The organism is Marinobacter bryozoorum, from assembly GCF_023156245.1.
Lineage (GTDB): Bacteria > Pseudomonadota > Gammaproteobacteria > Pseudomonadales > Oleiphilaceae > Marinobacter > Marinobacter bryozoorum.
This window is the reverse complement of record NZ_JAKZAH010000013.1, coordinates 26,794-43,944: the sequence shown is the minus strand read 5'-3', so window position 1 is coordinate 43,944 and position 17,151 is coordinate 26,794. Positions and strand designations below refer to the sequence as shown.

Sequence of the window (17,151 nt, the reverse complement as noted above, 5' to 3'; positions counted from 1 at the left end):
GTCGGTTGGCGGTAAGAAAGGAGTCTTTCAGCCAGGTTCGTCTCGCCTCAGGTTTCACTCGGTACTGGCTGAGTGGCCGTTTCAGGCATTGCGTCACTGATAACCAGCTGGTTCCGCCCTGCCTGCTTGGCCCGGTACAGTGCCTGGTCAGCCTGCCTGAGAATGTCATCCAGTGGTTCCCCGGGCTGGACAAGGTGTCCACCCATACTGACGGTAACGGGCATGCCCATGGCCCGGCTCTGGCTCTCGACGTGGGTGCGTATACGCTGGCCGATATGGCTGAGCGTATGAGAGTCGCATGGGGAGAGGATCACCACGAATTCGTCCCCACCCCAACGGCCGGCCTGGTCATAGGGGCGCAGGCTGGCCCGCAGCCAATGGGCAACATCGCAAAGAATGGCGTCACCGCTCTGATGGCCCTGTTCGTCATTGATGTCCTTGAAATGATCAATGTCGAGCCAGAGTACGCCAAAACCGCTGCCCTGGCGGTGGCTTCTCTCGATCTCGGCGGCGAAAAGTTCATCCAGGGCCCGGCGATTACCCAGCTCTGTCAGGGGATCCATACGGGCAAGCCGGTGTAAGTCCCGGGTGCGCTCGTCCACCTGGCCTTTGAGGTCGTCGTTGACGATTTTCAGGTTGGCGGTCATGGCCTCGAAATGCGTGCTGAGCCGGCCAATTTCGTTATCAGGCTTGGGCAGGGGCGGCAGTTCGAAATTCCCTTTCTTGACCCGGTAAACGGCTTCTTCAAGTGCCAGCACCGGGTTCAGCACCCGGCGACTGATCAGCCAGTGGAATAACAACAGGCTGATCAGCAGGGTGGCCAGGAAAACCCCGACCAGTGGCCACAGGTAACTCACCGGTAGCAGGGTTTCCAGGTCCAGCAGGGTAATCTCGAACCAGCCAATGGCGGGCAGGTAGGCAACCCCCGCCAGGTGTTTGCGGCCCTCCACCTCAACAAAGCTGCTGGCAACGGCGCCCTGGCGGCCGCCCTCATTCTTGAGCATTTGCAGCATGCCCAGGACTTTCTTCTGGTCGTCCGGCGACTCGAACAGCAGGTCGACCGTGTTCTTCTGGCCTTCGGGTTTGATGATGCTGGCAAAGTCGATGTAGTTGCGGTCCCGGTAGAGCTGTATGGCGCCGTTGTAGTCGACAAACAGGGTGGTGATGCCGTCCTGCCCGATGTCCACGATATCCTTCAGGAAGTCATCCAGGGCCATTCCGGTGCCCACCATACCCAGAATCTCGTCGTCAGGCCCGCGCATCAGCACATCGATCCAGAGCTTGGTAACGCCCAGTTCGGTGTCCGGGTTCACATTCAGGTGGAAGTCGCGGCCTTCCTCAATCAACTGGAAGAACCAGGCATCGTCCGGGTCGTCGGGGTTGAGCACATAACGGAACTGGTTACCGGCGTAGTCGTTAGCCTGGTTGTTGAAGTAATAGCGACCGGTTTCCCGCAGGGCGACGAAATAGCTGTTGTCGCGGAAGTTGGCGCGGAAGCTTTCCATTTGCTCGATTGCCGCAGCCTCCAGGGCAGGGTCATCCGGGTTGCGGGCCCACTGGATCAGAGTGGAGGAGTCCGCCATCTGGCGGGCCAGGCCAATCTCCCGTTCAAGGGACTGCAGCAGCCGTGCGCTGTCATAGCGAACCTGGATCTCGGCAACCTGCTGCCCCCAGCGTTCAATAATATCTTCCGAGAGGGCGCTATAGGCCAGCCAGGAGGCAGCTGAGGCTGCTATGATCAGAAGTGCAGTTAGTCCAAGGATGCGGGTTTTCAGGCTCAAGGCGGTAATCCTTCCGGCTTGGGGTCAGGTGTCTCCATGATAGACCAGGCAGGTGCTGCATGCGTAGTAATCCCGTCGACTCACGCGACAGAGCACTGTGTTGTGATTCGAAGTGCGTCTGTCGCCGGCAGCACCTTGTATGGCGAGCCGACGGGACACCATTCAGTGGTAGTCGGCAAACACCCGGGTCTGGCCGGCCTTGTTGAACAGCAGCACCTGGTAGTTGTCCTTGCGGTCACCCATCTCCATGCCCGGTGAGCCTACCGGCATACCCGGAACGCTCAGGCCATGGGCCATCGGCTTCTCTTCCACAAGCCGGCGAATATCGGCCGCCGGTACATGGCCCTCGATGACATAGTCATCAATAAACGCGGTGTGGCAACTGGCCAGCTGTGGCGTCAGGCCGGCGTCCATTTTTACCTGGTTCATGTTGTTGGTGTCGGTGACGTCCACCTCGAAGCCATTTTCTTCCAGGTGGTCCACCCAGTCGCCACAGCAGCCGCAGGTGGGTGATTTGTAGATCTTGATGCTCAGGTCGTCGTCGGCCCAGGCGGTCTGACCGACCGTCAGGGTAGCGACCAGGCCAAGGCCAAGGGCAAGGGTAAGCTTCTTCATAGTACTGTCCTCAATGGTGATCGTGTTGGTCGCCGGCACCGCCGGATTCCGAGAGCCAGAACCACCAGACGATGGCGCCCATTAGTAAAAGTCCTGCAAGGTTGACTAGCACGGTGGCCATCAGTTCCCCTCCTGCGTTTCAGATTCGTGACGGGGTTTGAACAGCCGCAACCGGTTGGCATTGGTGACCACGGTGACGGATGACAGTGACATGGCGGCGCCGGCCAGGATCGGGCTCATCAGCACACCCCAGACCGGATACAGCACCCCGGCGGCAATGGGAATACCCAGGGTGTTGTAGATAAAGGCCCCGAACAGGTTCTGGTGAATATTGCGAACCGTGGCCCGGGAAATCTGTATCGCATCCGCCACTCCGTGCAGGGACCCACGCATCAGGGTGATGGCGGCACTTTCGATGGCCACGTCGGTACCGGTGCCGATGGCAAAGCCGACGTCCGCCGCCGCCAGTGCCGGTGCGTCGTTGATGCCGTCCCCCACCATGGCCACAGTGTGGCCCTTGCGGCGCATCTCTTCCACGATTTCTGCCTTGTCTTCGGGCAGCACTTCGGCGCGAATATCATCAATGCCGGCCTTGCGTGCGATGGCCTCGGCGGTGGCCTGCACGTCACCGGTCACCATCATCACACGGATGCCCGCATCGTGCAGGCGCCGGATGGCTGCCTCGGAGTCTGCCTTGATGGCATCGGCTACCCCGATCACGCCCTGGGCGCGGCTGCCCCGGGACAGGAACAGCGGCGTACCGGCCTCATCGGTGATGGTGCGCGCGGCCTCGTCCAGGGCAGACAGGTCGATGCCTTCGCTCTCCAGCCAGCGACGATTGCCAAGGCGCAGGGGCTCACCGTCCAGCTCACCCTGAACACCCTTGCCGTTGAGGGCCTCGAAGCCGGTGACGGAGCGCTTGGCTGCCCCATCGGACTTTGCCCTTTCCAGGATGGCCTCCGCCAGTGGGTGCTCGGAGTTCTGCTCGAGGCCGGCGGCCAGTGCGAGCAGTTCGGCTTCATCGCCCTCAGTAGCGTGAACCTGGGTTACTGCCGGGTGGCCCTCGGTAATGGTTCCGGTCTTGTCCAGGATCACCAGGTCCAGCTTGCCGGCGGTTTGCAGGGCATCCCCCTGACGGATCAGGGCACCATACTCGGCCGCCTTGCCGACACCTACAATGACCGACATTGGCGTGGCCAGGCCCAGGGCACAGGGACAGGCGATGATAAGCACGGTGGTGGCCGCAACCATCATGTGGACCACCCGTGGGTCAGGGCCAAGGTTGAACCAGGCCAGCGCTGTGACCACGGCAATCAGCATCACGCTGGGTACGAACACCGCCGAGATCCTGTCCGCCAGCCGACCAATGGCCGGCTTGGAACCCTGGGCCTTTTTCACCAGCCGGATGATCTGGGCCAGGGCGGTCTCGCTGCCCACCCGGGTAGCCTCGTAGACGATGGAGCCGTGGGTGTTCAGGGTACCGGCGGAAACCTCGTCGCCGCTGGCCTTGGTGACCGGCATGGGTTCGCCGGTGAGCATGCCTTCGTCAATGCGGGTGCTGCCGTCCACGATAACGCCATCCACCGGCAGCTTTTCACCGGGCCGCACGCGGATATGGTCGCCCTTGCGCACCTGTTCGACAGGAATGTCCTGCTCCTCACCATCCCGGATCACTCGGGCGGTCTTGGCCCGCAGGTCCAGCAAGCGCCGCACCGCTTCTGATGTCTTGCCCTTGGCCCGCAACTCCAGGGCCTGGCCCAGGTTGATCAGGCCGATAATCATGGCCGACGCCTCGAAGTAGACGTGGCGGGCCATGCCCGGGATCACGTCCGGGAATAATGAGACCACCATGGAGTAGAGCCAGGCAGTACCGGTACCCAGGGCAATCAGTGTGTCCATGTTGGCGTTGTGGTGGCGGAAGGCCTTGGCAGCACCCACATAGAAATGCCCGCCGGTGACGACCATGACGGCGAAGGTCAGTATGCCCAGGTTGATCCAGGTCAGCTGGTTGGCGTCGCTGATCATCATGGAACCGAAGCCCATGCCATAGGCCATAAGCCCGATACCCAGGCCAAGGCTGACGGCCATCTTGACCATCATGTCCCGGTACTGCTTGCGGTCCTGGGCCTGCTTTTGTTCATCGGCGGCGTCGGGGTCGTCAATAACGCTGGCGCCATAGCCGGCACTTTCCACCGCCTGCACCAGGGCATCGGGATCGGCATCGCCGGTAGCCGTGGCGGTATTGTCCGCCAGGTTCATATGAGCCCCGGTTACTCCTTTCACGGACATCAGGGCCTTTTCGATGGTGGCCACGCAGGAGGCGCAGGTGGCGCCGGTCACCGAGAGCTGGACCTGGTCATCGTTGCTGGCCGGTGCCGGTGTATCCGTTTCCGGAGTTTCGTCTTGTCCAGGTGTTTCGTGCACCTTGTTTGTTTTCGGTTCTGGTGGCTCCGGTTCGACGGGCTCTTCGTCGTTCAGGGGCCGTGCCGGGTACCCGGCTTCCGTTACTCGTTCAGCCGCGTCGTTCCGGTCAATACCGGGCATCAGCAGAACGGTCTGCTTTTCCAGGTCCACATGGGTGCGCTCCGGCGCGCCGGTTAGCGGCTCCAGGGCATTGCGAATCTTGCGGGCACAACCCTGGCAGGTGGCACCGGAAACCGAGAGTGCCGGCTGCCACAGGGGTTCGGCCGGGTAGCCGGCATCGGTGACTCGCTGGGCGGCGTCGGACAGGTCGGTATCAGCCGGCAGTGCCACAGTCTGTTTCTCAAGGTCCACCTCAACACGTTCCGTGCTGCCGGTGAGGGGCTCCAGGGCCGCGCGAATCTTTTTGGCGCAACCCTGACAGCTGGCGCCAGTAATTGACAGGGCCGGTACCAGGGTTTCCATTTCAGCTTCAGCCATGGTGGCGGTCCTCCTCGGGCCTGGATGGGGTGTCGTTATCCCAGTGTTCGATCAGCCGGCAGATAGTGTGGCCGTCGGGTGTGCCGTCCGGCATTGCCTGCCAGGCGGTGAGGGCGCTTTGCATGCGTTCCCGCAACTGCTGCAGCTGTTCGATCTCTTTCTCGACCTGGGCGAGCCGGTCCTCGAATACTTCGCGGACCATGGGGCAAGGGGAATGATGGTCATCCGCCTGTTCCAGGATGGAGCGAATCTCCGGCAGTGAGAACCCCAGCTGCCGCGCCTTGCGGGCAAATCGCAGTCGCCGCAGGTCTTCGGCGTCATACTGCTGGTAGTTGTTGTCCGGGTTGCGGGTCGGGTTCAGCAGGCCTTCGCGGGTGTAGAACCTGACCGTGTCCGGTTTTACCTTTGCCGCCTTTGCCAGTTCGCTTACTTTCATTGCGGTTAGTCCGGTTTTCGATCTATATGAGATTAGACTAAAACCTGTGAGTTGCTCATAGGTCAAGAGTTTGTTTGTTTATTGGTGCTGGTTGGTTCCGGCTAGGAAGTATGGAGCTTTACTTTGGGGGCGGGCCCGGGGGTGGGGGGGGGTATTACTCCGCCACAATTCACGGTCCGTCCGTGGACCGGCCTTGCTCCGCGCCATCCATGGCGCTGCTGCGTAATACCCCCACCCACCCCCAGACCTATGAGCAGATGCAGTTAACGCCGATTTTTTGCGGGGCCTGTAAGCCGGGACGGTTATTGTTCAGCCGCCGTTCAGTGAGGCATTAAAAGGGCATTTCAGGAGGCAAGTTACGGAGTAAGGTTGATCGATCCGATTGTGCTGTAGTGCTGTTGGAGGATAGCTCATTAGTCTGACGGATCTGGGGTGGCCTGGGGATTTTGGAACAGCGCCATGGATGGCGCGGAGCAAGGCCGGCCCAGGGATGGGCCGTGAATTGCGGTGGAAAAATCCCCGGGGCGCCCCAGAGCCAGGCACCAAAACCCAGCAGGCGTGGTAATTCCTGATCTGGACATCCAGGTCAACCAGAACGAGACCGAAGAAACACCCCACAGTGCCGACACTGATCCGGCGCCATCAGCTTGGCCTGCCAACCAATGGGGTGCCCACAGGCCGGGCACTTGAGCCGCAACTGCAGGACGACGATGGGAGTAACCAGAAGGCCAATCAGCACACCCAGGGGCCCCCAGCTATCACCACTGGACAACCCAAGCTGACTGCTGAACACCAGCAGGATAATCAGCGCCGCAAAGGCGAAAATGAAATAGGCCTTGTTAACCGCTTCCCAGCGGCGCAGGCGCTGGTTCTGTTCAGGCGTCAGATAGCTTGCCATGGGATCCTGTCTGTCAGAAAAAGGGGAAATAGAGCCTGAATCCTAACATGATCTGCTTCGGCCAGGCTCAGATGCGGGTTTCGGTGGGGTTCCCTGAGGGATGCGGGTACAGCCCGTTTTCAATCAGCCCTGGCAACTCCCTGGCGGGCACCGGGCGACTCATCAGATAGCCCTGGGCCAGGTCGCACTGGTTCTGCTTCAGGAATCGGAGCTGCTCCTCGGTCTCGACGCCTTCTGCCACCACCCGAATACCCAGGTTGTGGGCCAGGTTGATGACCGCCCGGGTAATGACTGCGTCATCATGACGCTGGGTGACGTCTGTAATGAAAGAGCGGTCAATCTTGAGCTGATCCACGGTAAAGTCACGAAGATACCCCAGGGACGAATAGCCGACCCCGAAATCATCGATAGCGAGCTTAACACCCAACTCGCTGATACGTCGCAGCTGCTTGTGGTTGTGTTCTATGTTGGCGATAAACGACTCTTCCGTCAGCTCGATTTCCAGCTGCCCAGGCTCGACACCGTATTCCCGGAAACAGGCCGAGAGGAAGTCCGGCAGGTCCACCTCTGCCAGTTCACGACCGGACAGGTTGATGGCAATACCGAGCTTCGCAAGGGAAGTGCCGTGCCACTGCCTGAGCTGCTGGCAGGCGGCACGGATGACCCATCTGCCGATCTCGGTAATACGACCGCTTTCCTCCGCCAGGGGAATGAAGTCGATGGGCGGCACCAGGCCCCTCTGCGGGTGGTTCCAGCGAATCAGCGCTTCCACACTGGTGGCTTCAGAGGTGGTCAGGTCCAGCTGGGGCTGGTAATAGAGTTCGAATTCGTTCCGTGCCAGGGCCTCGCTCAGGTCCTTGTCCAGTTCCAGCCGTCGTACTTCCCGTTCCTGCATGCCCTCGGTGTAGAACTGGTAAGTGTTGCGGCCCTGTTCCTTGGCCCGGTAAAGGGCGATGTCGGCGTTACGCAGCAGTGTGTCTGCATCCAGGCCGCTCTGGGGATAGACTGCGACGCCCATGGTGGCGGTTACGAAATGGCGCTGGCCATGGATATCGAAGGGCTCGGCGAAACAGCCTTTGAGCAGGCCGAGCAGGTAAATCACGTCGTCAATATTCTCCACATGCTGCTGGCAGACCATGAATTCGTCGCCACCGGAATAACCTACCATGATCCGTTCGTTACTGAGGGTTTCCAGCCGCCGGGAGATCTGGCGTAACAGTTCATCGCCAAAGTGATGGCCCAGTGAGTCGTTGAGCATCTGGAACCGGTCCAGGTCCATCATTACCAGGGCCACCTGCCGCAGTTGGCGGTCCGCCTGGCCCAGTGTGTGCTGCAGATCTTCCATGAAAAACCGGCGGTTGGCGAGGCCGGTGAGGGGGTCCGTGGATTCCAGCCGGGCCAGGTCCTGCTGGATGGCTACCCGTTGGTCGATTTCCTCTTCCAGCTCCTGCCGGGTGCGCAACAGCGCCTGGTTGCGCCTGAAAATCTGCTGGACCAGCAGGATGGTGAGAGACCCGAGCAATCCGAGGGTAAGCATGCTGATAAAGGTCACCCAGGGCCAGGGGCTCCGATAACGCTGTATCCACTCTGCGGTGGGTCTGACGCTGATCGACCATTGGACCGAGGGCAGGTTGGTGGCCGTGGTATGGCTGAACTCTGACTGTGCCGGCTGGCTCGCAGGGAGGCTGAAGGCAACCTCGCCATCTTCCAGTAACTCGACGCTGAAGTTGCCGCGGATGCGGGGCAGGATCAGGGCATCGGCCAACCGTTCCATACGGAAGACACCGGCCATGAAGCCGTTGTTGTTGTCGCCGGCTCCCACAGGCGCATAGACCACCAGCCCGGGCCCACCCTGGGTCAGGCGGATCACCCCGGAAATATCCAGCTTTCCTTCCTGCTGGGCACGTTCGAGTTCCCGACGGCGCTCCGGCGTGAACCCGGCGTTGTAGCCCAGGGCTGCTTCATTGCCTTCCATCGGCTCTACCCAATGGATAACCAGGTTGCGGTCGATCCATTCGATAGCCTGGAAGGTCTGGAAATCCTCCAGGTAATTGCGGGCGTCTTCGCGCCATACGGCCTGGGGAAGGTCCGGCTGTTCCTCCAGACGGCTCGCCATTCGTCGTAGGGCAATGACATGATTGAGGAAATCCTGCTCCAGGCGCCTGGCCAGGGCTTCGGTGTCCAGGGCCAGGGTCTGGCGGATCTGGGCATCCTCCTCGGAGTCCAGGCCGATCTTCAGGCCGGTGGCAATGGCGAGAAACGTCAACAGTACGATGGCCGGGAAAACCGGCTTCATCAACTGGCGTAACAGAACGACAGATATGGGACGTCTCAGCGGCACACAGGGCTCCGGTGCGAGGCGGGGGAGCCCACTGACAATCCCGGATCACTCTACAGGGCAGAGATAATACGGAATGTTCAGGGGTTCCCGGTGCGATGGTTCGATTATTATTATGGTCCGGCGTCGCCGGACAATGTCCCGGCATGTCCCGGAAGTTCGTTATCCGAGTAATTTTCGAGTACAGATAGTGTAAACGGCTCCGGCTTCCGGTTCTTTAATACTTTCCGTTAATGGGAACCGGGGCACTGTTTCATTCCCCTCAGGCTGCTACCGGTGGAATTCCCAGGCGGGGAATTTCCTGCTTTGGGCAACGGTCCATGACCACCCGTGCTCCGGCGGCTTCCGCCCTGTCTGCACCGTCCTTGTTAATCACTCCGATCTGAAGCCAGATGACCGGAATCTTCTCTGCGACAGCAGCGTCCATAACCGGGTCAGTGCGTTCAGAGGCGAGGAAAAGCTCTGCCATGTCTACGGCGACGGGCAGGCTTGCCAGGTCCGGGTAGACAGTCTCGCCCAGCAGGGTTTGCCCGGCGAGTTTCGGGTTTATCGGAATTACCCGGTAACCCCGTCCTTGCAGGTAGGCCATCACTTCGTGGCTGGGGCGGTGGGGCTTGTCGCTGGCGCCCACCAGGGCAATGGTGCGAACCTCGCCCAGAATCTTGCGAATTTCCTCGGGGTGTTCAACTGGCATGCTCAGGATCTCTCGCTGACGTATGGTGTGCCCTCATACTAACGCCCTGTCCGGGAGTCTGTCAGCACCCGGCTTTCCGGTAACTGGGCCGAAGCAGCCAGAAATCCGTATGATGTTGGAGAAAGCAACGGATAAGGCTTGGGTAGCCTGTCATTCAGTCGGGTAACCGGTATGTGGTATCTGTGTGGTATGGGCAGCAATATTGCGCCTGAAGAAAATCTGCCGCGGGCTGTCGCCAGGCTGTCCAGCCTGTTCGGAAAGGTCTCCCTTTCAGTGGTTATTCGTACCTCGCCCGAGGGCATGGTGTCTGCTAATCCCTTTCTCAATGCCCTGGCGATTTTTGAATCGCAGGAGCCTCCCGGCCGGGTCAAGGGACGGCTGAATGCACTGGAAGAATCCCTGGGCCGGGACCGGTCGGACCCCCTGAGTAGTGTGCGGGACCGTCCTATTGATGTGGACATTCTGGAGACTGCAAGCATGCCCCGTTTTAACGGAGCAGACATCGGTGAGGCGTATTTCCGGCAGCTTCTACGGGGAGATGCTGTGTCTGGGGTGGCCCTGTTGCTGGATGGACAACCCCTAGGCCAGGCGCCGGCCACCGTCTACCGGAATCAGGGCGCCGGTCATGAAGTGATTGTCCTGCAAGGCGAGAATCTGCTGGACCACGCAATCAAATCCCCCCTCCCGGGCTAGCAGGGTTTCCGACAGCACCTGGGCCTGGTCCTCGGTCGTATGGTCCGGTAAAAAGCGGATGGGACCGGGCATGATGGCGTTCACCCGAACGTCCGGTGCCAGCATGCGGGCGTAGCTCAGGGTCAGGTTGCTCAGGGCGGCTTTGCTGGCACAGTAGGCCGCGAACTTCGGATTGGGTTTTTCCACAAAAATATCGGTGATGTTGATCACCAGGGCCGGCTTGTGGGGCTCACGGCCACCCTTGCGCAGGGCTTCCGTCAGCCCGGCCATCAGCATCATGGGGGCAATGCTGTTTACCTGGAACAGCCGGCTGGCCTGTCGGGCCAGGGCCTGCTGGTCGGGCTCGTCCGCCGTGAACTCGGAGGCGTTGTTGACCAGTAAATGCACGATGGGGGTGTGTTCCAGAATGGAGGCAATGGCTGTGTCAACGCTTTCCGGGTCCGCCAGGTCTGCCTGCAGTGTCATGGCCCCGCGGTCGGCCAGCTGGCAGAGCCCATCGGTTTCGCTGCGGTAAAGGGCGAAGATCCGGAAGCCCCGGTCCAGCAGGGCCTTACAGGTTTCCAGGCCCAGACGGCGCCCGGCTCCGGTTACGACAGCGACAGGACGGTCCATGGTGTCAGTTGTGCCCGGAGACCAGTTGCAGGAATTCGGTGCGGGTAGCCTGGTTCTTGCGGAAACTGCCCAGCATCATGGATGTCTTCATAACCGAGTTCTGCTTCTCAACGCCCCGCATCATCATGCACATATGCCGGGCCTCGATGACCACGGCAACCCCGGCAGCATTGGTCACCTGCTCTACCGCTTCGGCGATTTCCCGGGTCAGGTTTTCCTGGATCTGCAGCCGGCGGGCGTACATGTCGACGATACGGGCAAACTTGGACAGGCCGAGCACCTTGCCATCCGGGATATAGGCGATGTGGCACTTGCCGATAAAGGGCAATACATGGTGCTCACACAGGCTGTAGAGCTCGATGTCCTTGACCACCACCATCTCGTCCATGGCCGACTCGAATACAGCCCCGTTGACCAGGTCATCAAGGCTCTGGCTGTAACCACGGGTCAGAAACTGCATGGCCTTGGCGGCTCGGGTGGGAGTATCCCGCAAACCTTCACGGTCAGGGTCTTCGCCGAGGCCTTCAAGGATGGCGCGGTAGTGGTCGGAGAGGGAGTCGAGAGCGTCGGTCATGATGGATTCCGTCTGCGGTGTAGCATGGCTGAACCGGCCATTGTAAGACAAGTTGGCCGTTAACAGTATCCTATACGGCCGTCCTGTTGAGTGGACCACAGAAGTCCGGATAAACCTGGCCAAGGCCCGGGGTGGCAATGGCACCGCAGGCTGGACTTCGATAAACTCCCGGCCATCGAGATAAACGCGTGTTTGATTGCACGTCAAGGTGTCGCGAAACCCCGCCGGACCACTGCGGGATGGACACCACGGACCAGGGAGGTTACCCAGCCATGCCAGCCATTCATACCCGACCGCCGGCACTGGTAGTCCGTGCCGGGCGTCGCGCCCTCGAGCGGGTACGGGACAGGGGCCTGCGGCCTGAAGATGTACACGTGGTTCCGGGCGCCGCAGGTGGTCCCAAGGCACTGGGGCTTTCCGGGCTGGACCGGGCCATTTTCGGCGACTGGTTACTGAGGCATCCACAGGAACGGGCACTGATCGGTTCCTCCATCGGTAGCTGGCGCTTTGCGGCGGTGACGTCGTCTGACGATCCGGCCGCCCAGCTGGCAAAGCTGGCGGAGCTTTATACCTGCCAGCGTTTCTCGAAAGGCGTCAGCCCGGCGGAAGTCACCCGCAAGAGCACGCTTTTCCTGGAAGAGCTTATCGGTGGACGGGAAGAGGCCATTCTTGCGCATCCCTGGTACCGGCTCAGTATTGTGGTCGTACGCAGCCTGGCAGGGCTGGAGGATGATGCCCGGGGCCGGCTCGGGCTGGGCCTGATGAAGGCTATCAGCGCCAATATGGTCAGCCGCCGTCACCTGGGGCGTTTCTTCGAAAGGGGCATTATCCATGACCGCCGTCTGCCGGCGCCCCTGGCCAGGCTGGTGGACTTTCCCAGTCACCAGGTACCACTGACCCGCGAGAACCTGATCCCGGCCCTGCTGGCGTCCGCCTCGATACCCCTGGTGATGTCGGGTGTGCGCAACATACCGGGGGCGCCGGAAGGGGTATATCGCGACGGCGGCCTGCTGGATTATCACCTGGATTTGCCTTACCAGCAGCCTGGCGTTGTGTTGTATCCCCATTTTACAGACCGGGTGGTTCCGGGCTGGTTCGACAAGACACTGCCCTGGCGGCGTGGCGACGCCGGTCGCCTGCAGGATGTGGTGCTGGTGGCACCGTCCCGGGCCTACCTGGACTCCCTGCCTGACAAGAAGCTGCCAGACCGGAAGGACTTTGAGCGTTACGCCGGGGACGACGCCGGCCGCGAGCGAACCTGGCGTACTGCCATTGCCCGCAGCGAGCGCCTGGGCGAAGAGTTTCTCGAGCTGGTGGACTCAGACCGGGTTCGGGAAGTTCTGCAACCTCTCTGATTTCAGGATGGTTATCTGGGAGTGATTGATACCCGGAAGCCGGCGCAACCACTGAGTGGATCCTTCAGCGCTTTCACCCGCAGGGAGACCGGGATGGCGAGGCCATCCCGCGTTACCAGTTCGGTATCCAGCCGCTGGATGCCCTGGTCCCGACGGGCGGCATCGAAGGTCATCGCGATCTCCCGCTTTTCTTTTTCGGCAAACAGGGCATCCAGTGGTGTACCCACCAGTTCGGTTGACGGTATGTCCAGCAAGGTGGCGGTCTGGGCAGACAGGTAGCCAATATGCCGCCCTTCATCCAGCTCTGCAAAGATACCCGCCCCCAGCTCAATAAGGTCCCGGGCGCGGCGGTCACTTTCCTGTAGCGAATGGTGCAGAATGGTTTTCTCCACCCGGGTATTGTCCAGTTGCTGGCCGAGCCTTCGAGCACGAATTGTGCGGCGTTGAAGCAGGCGCTTTTGGGTGATCAGCTGCCAGCAGGCCAGGGCCGTGAGCAGGGTGGCCAGCAATGTGATCGTCAGACCCGTAAGCCAGGCCGGCCAGAGCGCCTGTTGACGCAGGCTGTCCAGCCAGTCGCCGGCCGGGCGGGTGCTGAGCATCCACTGACGGTTTGCCAGGGTCAGGGTGGATCGGGTCGCCGGAATGTCACCGGCCGGTGGGCTGGCTGCTGGCAGTGTAGCCAGGGGCTGGCGGGCGTGTTGCGAGATGTCATGGATTTCGACTTGCCAGCGGGTGTCGTGTATTCCCGACAACTGGTGCTCGAGCCACTGGTCGGGCCTGATTACCAGTGCCAGCAGATGCCGGGCCTGGTTCTGTTCGCCGGCGTCCGGGAATGGAATAAAAACCCGTAACGCCCTTTGTTCTCCGCCGTTTCGTTCCAGTTCGGTGACTGTGGTGGCAGCGGGGCGCCCCTCTCTTTCTGCCAGCCGAAGCGCCTCCCGCCAGTGGGGGACCGAGCTGGCGACCAGGCCAAGGCCCGAATATCCCGTGCCGGCATCCGGCTGAAATACGCCCTGGAGTATCACCAGGTAGTGGTCGGCCGGCTCCGCAAGCTCGCTGTCGCGAGTGCCTGTCCAGCGGGCGAGGCGGACAAACTGTCCCGCCTGCTCAGTGAGCTGGCGTTCAACCATGGGGCGCTGGGCATGGTTGATCCGGGTCAGCAGTTCCACGCCCGCCACTTCGGGGAACTCGCCCAGCAATGACCTTGCCCGGGGTTTGAAGGCATCCGAGCCGGTTGAGGTGTCACGGGTAGTGAGCCCCCGGGCTGCAACCAGCACATCGGTGGCCCGCTCCACCAGTGCCTGGCTGAGCTGGTCATGGTGGGTCCGTGACAGGTCGCGGGTCAGGGCCTGAACCGGAACCTGGCTGCGGGGTGCGATAACGGCCGTCAGCACCAGCCCAATGATCAGCGTCAGGGCTGGCAACAGCCACCAGCGATAACCGGGTCTTCCTGACGTGGAGTGGGTGTCCATGGGCGCGTCCTGTTCGCTGTCGTCCCGCCGTTGCCGGGCAGTCTGCAATCAGTCTTTACTCTAGCAGTCTGTCCGGCTTAAGCAATTGTTCCCGGCGACAGTCCGGGCGCCTCAAACCTTCAGGCAGACAGGATTCAGGCGCGGCTCCGGCGGATCAGGGTATAGACCAGCAGGAAGGTCACAAAGGCGGACACCACGATGGATGGCCCGGCTGGTGTGTCCAGGTTCCAGGACAGGGTGAGGCCGCAGGCAACGGCAACCATGCCAAAGCCGATGGCCATCACCACCATCTTTTCCGGGCTGCTTGCAAGCCGGCGGGCCGTGGCGGCGGGAATAATCAGCAGCGCGGTAATCAGCAGCACGCCCACCATTTTCATGGCCACGGCAATCACCAGGGAGAAGATCACCATCAGTACCAGTTGCAGCCGGGCCACAGGGTAGCCCTCAACACGGGCGAGCTCCTCGTGAATGGTGGCCATCAGCAGGCCTTGCCACAGCCACCACAGCAGGCCCAGTACCACCAACCCCCCACCGAAGATCCAGGCCAGGTCCTGGCGGGTCATGGCCAGCAGGTCACCGAACAGGTACCCGGTCAGGTCGACCCGTACATCCGGCATGAAACTGAGCGCTACCAGGCCAATGGCGAGTGCGCTGTGGGCAAGTATGCCAAGCAGGGTGTCTGTGGCCAGTGCGCGGTTGCGGGAGAGGAGCACCAGGATCAGCGCAAGCACGACACAGGTGGCTGCCACACTCAGATTGAGGTTGGTATGGAACAGGAAGCCCAGTGCGACCCCGAGCAGTGCTGAATGGGCGAGGGTATCCCCGAAATACGCCATCCGCCGCCAGACCACGAAGCAGCCCAGGGGGCCTGCCAAGAGGGCGACGCCCAGTCCACCGAGCAGGGCGCGCCAGAAAAAGTCGTTCAGCAGCGGATCAAGAAGGGGCATGGTTATGCTCGCATTGGGTGACATCCGGCTGGCCCTCGATAACGTCACCATGTAGGTCGTGGCGGTGAGTGTGGTGGTGATGGTAAACCGCCAGGCTTTCTGCCACTGGCCGGCCGAAGGTTTCGACGAAGGCCGGATCATGGGAAATATCCGCCGGGTAGCCACTGCAGCAGACATGCTGGTTCAGGCAGATCACCCGGTCGGTGGCCGCCATCACCAGGTGCAGGTCATGGGAGATCATGATCACGCCGCATTGCAGTTCGTCGCGCACCGCCCGGATCAGGTCATACAGCGCCGCCTGGCCGTTGATATCCACCCCCTGTGCCGGTTCATCCAGCACCAGCAGGTCCGGTTTACGAACCAGCGCCCGGGCCAGCAGCAGGCGCTGCATCTCGCCCCCGGAGAGGTGGTGCACCGACTTGCGGAACAGGTGGCCAATACCGGTACGTTCCAGTGCCGCGCGGGTGTCGGTTTCCGATGCCCCGGTCAGGGCCATGAACCGTCGTACGCTCAGGGGCAGGGTGGGTTGCAGCTGCAGGTGCTGGGGGACGTAGCCGATCTGCAGGGATGGCGATTTGTGAATCCGGCCGCTGGTTAGCGGCTGGATGCCAAGAATGGCCTTGATCAACGTGGTCTTGCCTGCGCCATTGGGGCCGATAATGGTCAGGATATCGCCCCGGTTAACCGAGAGGCTGACGTGGTCGACTACCGGGCTGTCGTCAAAGGCAATGGAGGCCTGCTCCAGGAGGACCAGGGGCTGGTCGTGACGGTCTTTCATGCCGGCGCTTCCTGTTCGTGCTGGCAGCGAGGGCAGAGCCCGGAGACTTCGATGGTGGTCTCCACCGGTGTGAAGCCTTCGGCATCGCTGGCAGTCTCGATCGCGCGGGTGACACCCTCGGATGCCAGCTCGTGGACGTTACGGCAGCTCTGACAGATGAGGAACAGGCCGGTGTGATGCTCGCGCGCATGGCTGCACCCGATAAAGGCGTTCAGGGAGGCGATGCGGTGAACCAGGCCATACTGCTGCAGGAAGTCGAGCGCACGGTAAACGGTTGGTGGTGCCGCGTTATGGCCCTCCTGGGCCAGCATGGCCAGCAAATCATAGGCCCCCAGGGGTTTGTGGGATTCCCAGATCAGCTCCAGCACCCGCTGGCGGATGGGGGTCAGCCTGGCGTTTTGGGCCTGGCAGATGGCGCGGGCTTCCGCCAGGGCATCGCGCACACAGGCATCATGGTTATGGGGGCGGTAGGGTAGTGCATCATGACGCATAAGAGGTAATCCGGGCAGTATTGTAACAGTATAACATTGCCCGGAAGGGGAGAAAAATGTCGGCTACCAATGACAGGCTGACAGCCTGGCTCAGACTGATCCCAGCGCCTGGATGCCCAGGCTCTCCAGGTACTCCAGGTTGGGAATCCACGCGGCTTCTCCCTCCAGGTCCACCTGCATCAGGTCAGCCGGGCCGGTGTCTGTCGTTTCCTGGCCCTGGACCTGTTCCGCATCCAGGCGTGCCTGGCTGGGGATGCCCCGGGTAACGATGGCCATGAACGGCAGGCGGTCATGGTCCGGGCCGATGGTATTGAGCACGACGATGCGCCCGCGTCCCGCTTCCGGCTGTGCGGCTTGCTGCTGGTTGGCGCCTTCATAGGAAATGACGGGCAGCTTCTGACCACGCCAGTCCAGGTAGCCCGTCAACCAGGGCTGGTCGTCGGACCCGGAAAGGGTGGTATCGTGGTCCACCACTTCCGCAATGGATACGTTGGGTAACAGCAACTGACGATCCTGCATGGGAATAAGCACACAGTGCAGGTTTTGCGTGGCGGTGTCGGTCATGT

16 protein-coding genes are annotated in these 17,151 nt (G+C 61.4%); 2 read left to right on the top strand and 14 right to left on the bottom strand.

Features of this window, described 5'->3' with window-relative positions; translation table 11 throughout:
• Positions 1-47: 47 nt before the first annotated feature.
• From MLC59_RS09295 to MLC59_RS09265, 7 genes are all read right to left on the bottom strand, one after another.
• Positions 48-1,781 (bottom strand): diguanylate cyclase domain-containing protein, encoded by a 1,734-nt coding sequence (locus MLC59_RS09295; protein WP_248233647.1) that lies wholly within the window; start codon positions 1,779-1,781, stop codon positions 48-50.
• A gap of 162 nt (positions 1,782-1,943) precedes the next feature.
• Positions 1,944-2,396 carry a DUF411 domain-containing protein gene (locus tag MLC59_RS09290; RefSeq protein ID WP_248233645.1) on the bottom strand — a complete coding sequence of 151 codons (453 nt, stop codon included), beginning with the start codon at positions 2,394-2,396 and terminating at the stop codon, positions 1,944-1,946.
• Positions 2,397-2,516: 120 nt separating this feature from the next.
• Positions 2,517-5,297 carry a heavy metal translocating P-type ATPase gene (locus MLC59_RS09285; RefSeq protein WP_248233644.1) on the bottom strand — a complete coding sequence of 927 codons (2,781 nt, stop codon included), beginning with the start codon at positions 5,295-5,297 and terminating at the stop codon, positions 2,517-2,519.
• Positions 5,290-5,733: a MerR family transcriptional regulator gene (locus MLC59_RS09280; protein WP_091852062.1), complete on the bottom strand. Its 444-nt coding sequence runs from the start codon at positions 5,731-5,733 to the stop codon at positions 5,290-5,292. Before MLC59_RS09280 ends, MLC59_RS09285 begins: the two co-directional genes overlap by 8 nt.
• Positions 5,734-6,319: 586 nt before the next feature.
• Entirely contained in the window at positions 6,320-6,631 is a 312-nt protein-coding gene (locus MLC59_RS09275; RefSeq protein ID WP_248233642.1) for a hypothetical protein, read from the bottom strand.
• 67 nt (positions 6,632-6,698) lie between these two features.
• The gene (locus MLC59_RS09270; RefSeq protein WP_345799763.1) at positions 6,699-8,972 is read right to left on the bottom strand and encodes a putative bifunctional diguanylate cyclase/phosphodiesterase; all 2,274 of its coding nucleotides are present in this window, start codon (positions 8,970-8,972) and stop codon (positions 6,699-6,701) included.
• Between the two features lie 259 nt (positions 8,973-9,231).
• Entirely contained in the window at positions 9,232-9,663 is a 432-nt protein-coding gene (locus MLC59_RS09265) for a CoA-binding protein (protein WP_248233640.1), read from the bottom strand.
• A gap of 171 nt (positions 9,664-9,834) precedes the next feature.
• Between MLC59_RS09265 and MLC59_RS20120 the strand changes: the two genes are divergently transcribed.
• Positions 9,835-10,356 (top strand): 2-amino-4-hydroxy-6-hydroxymethyldihydropteridine diphosphokinase, encoded by a 522-nt coding sequence (locus MLC59_RS20120; RefSeq protein WP_427901715.1) that lies wholly within the window; start codon positions 9,835-9,837, stop codon positions 10,354-10,356.
• Here MLC59_RS20120 and MLC59_RS09260 read toward each other — a convergent pair.
• Both MLC59_RS09260 and folE read right to left on the bottom strand, forming a co-directional pair.
• Positions 10,243-10,968 carry an SDR family NAD(P)-dependent oxidoreductase gene (locus MLC59_RS09260; RefSeq protein WP_248233638.1) on the bottom strand — a complete coding sequence of 242 codons (726 nt, stop codon included), beginning with the start codon at positions 10,966-10,968 and terminating at the stop codon, positions 10,243-10,245. The two genes, MLC59_RS20120 and MLC59_RS09260, sit on opposite strands and share 114 nt — an antisense overlap.
• Positions 10,969-10,972: 4 nt before the next feature.
• Positions 10,973-11,542, bottom strand: a complete 570-nt coding sequence (folE, locus tag MLC59_RS09255) for a GTP cyclohydrolase I FolE (RefSeq protein ID WP_248233636.1) — start codon at positions 11,540-11,542, stop codon at positions 10,973-10,975.
• A 272-nt stretch (positions 11,543-11,814) separates the two neighbouring features.
• Between folE and MLC59_RS09250 the strand changes: the two genes are divergently transcribed.
• Entirely contained in the window at positions 11,815-12,897 is a 1,083-nt protein-coding gene (locus MLC59_RS09250; protein WP_248233631.1) for a patatin-like phospholipase domain-containing protein, read from the top strand.
• Positions 12,898-12,908: 11 nt separating this feature from the next.
• Here the strand turns inward: MLC59_RS09250 and MLC59_RS09245 are convergent, their stop codons facing one another.
• The 5 genes from MLC59_RS09245 to MLC59_RS09225 all read right to left on the bottom strand — a co-directional run bounded on the left by MLC59_RS09245 (position 12,909) and on the right by MLC59_RS09225 (position 17,149).
• Positions 12,909-14,417 carry a CHASE domain-containing protein gene (locus tag MLC59_RS09245; RefSeq protein ID WP_248233630.1) on the bottom strand — a complete coding sequence of 503 codons (1,509 nt, stop codon included), beginning with the start codon at positions 14,415-14,417 and terminating at the stop codon, positions 12,909-12,911.
• An 86-nt stretch (positions 14,418-14,503) separates the two neighbouring features.
• Positions 14,504-15,316 carry a zinc ABC transporter permease subunit ZnuB gene (gene znuB, locus MLC59_RS09240; protein ID WP_248233628.1) on the bottom strand — a complete coding sequence of 271 codons (813 nt, stop codon included), beginning with the start codon at positions 15,314-15,316 and terminating at the stop codon, positions 14,504-14,506.
• Complete coding sequence (gene znuC, locus MLC59_RS09235) at positions 15,303-16,094, bottom strand: zinc ABC transporter ATP-binding protein ZnuC (protein ID WP_248233626.1); 792 nt, start codon at positions 16,092-16,094, stop codon at positions 15,303-15,305. The genes znuB and znuC overlap by 14 nt, the downstream gene beginning before the upstream one ends.
• The gene (locus MLC59_RS09230) at positions 16,091-16,585 is read right to left on the bottom strand and encodes a Fur family transcriptional regulator (RefSeq protein WP_248233624.1); all 495 of its coding nucleotides are present in this window, start codon (positions 16,583-16,585) and stop codon (positions 16,091-16,093) included. Before MLC59_RS09230 ends, znuC begins: the two co-directional genes overlap by 4 nt.
• Before the next feature lie 90 nt (positions 16,586-16,675).
• The gene (locus MLC59_RS09225; protein WP_248233623.1) at positions 16,676-17,149 is read right to left on the bottom strand and encodes a chemotaxis protein CheW; all 474 of its coding nucleotides are present in this window, start codon (positions 17,147-17,149) and stop codon (positions 16,676-16,678) included.
• Between the last annotated feature and the right edge of the window lie 2 nt (positions 17,150-17,151).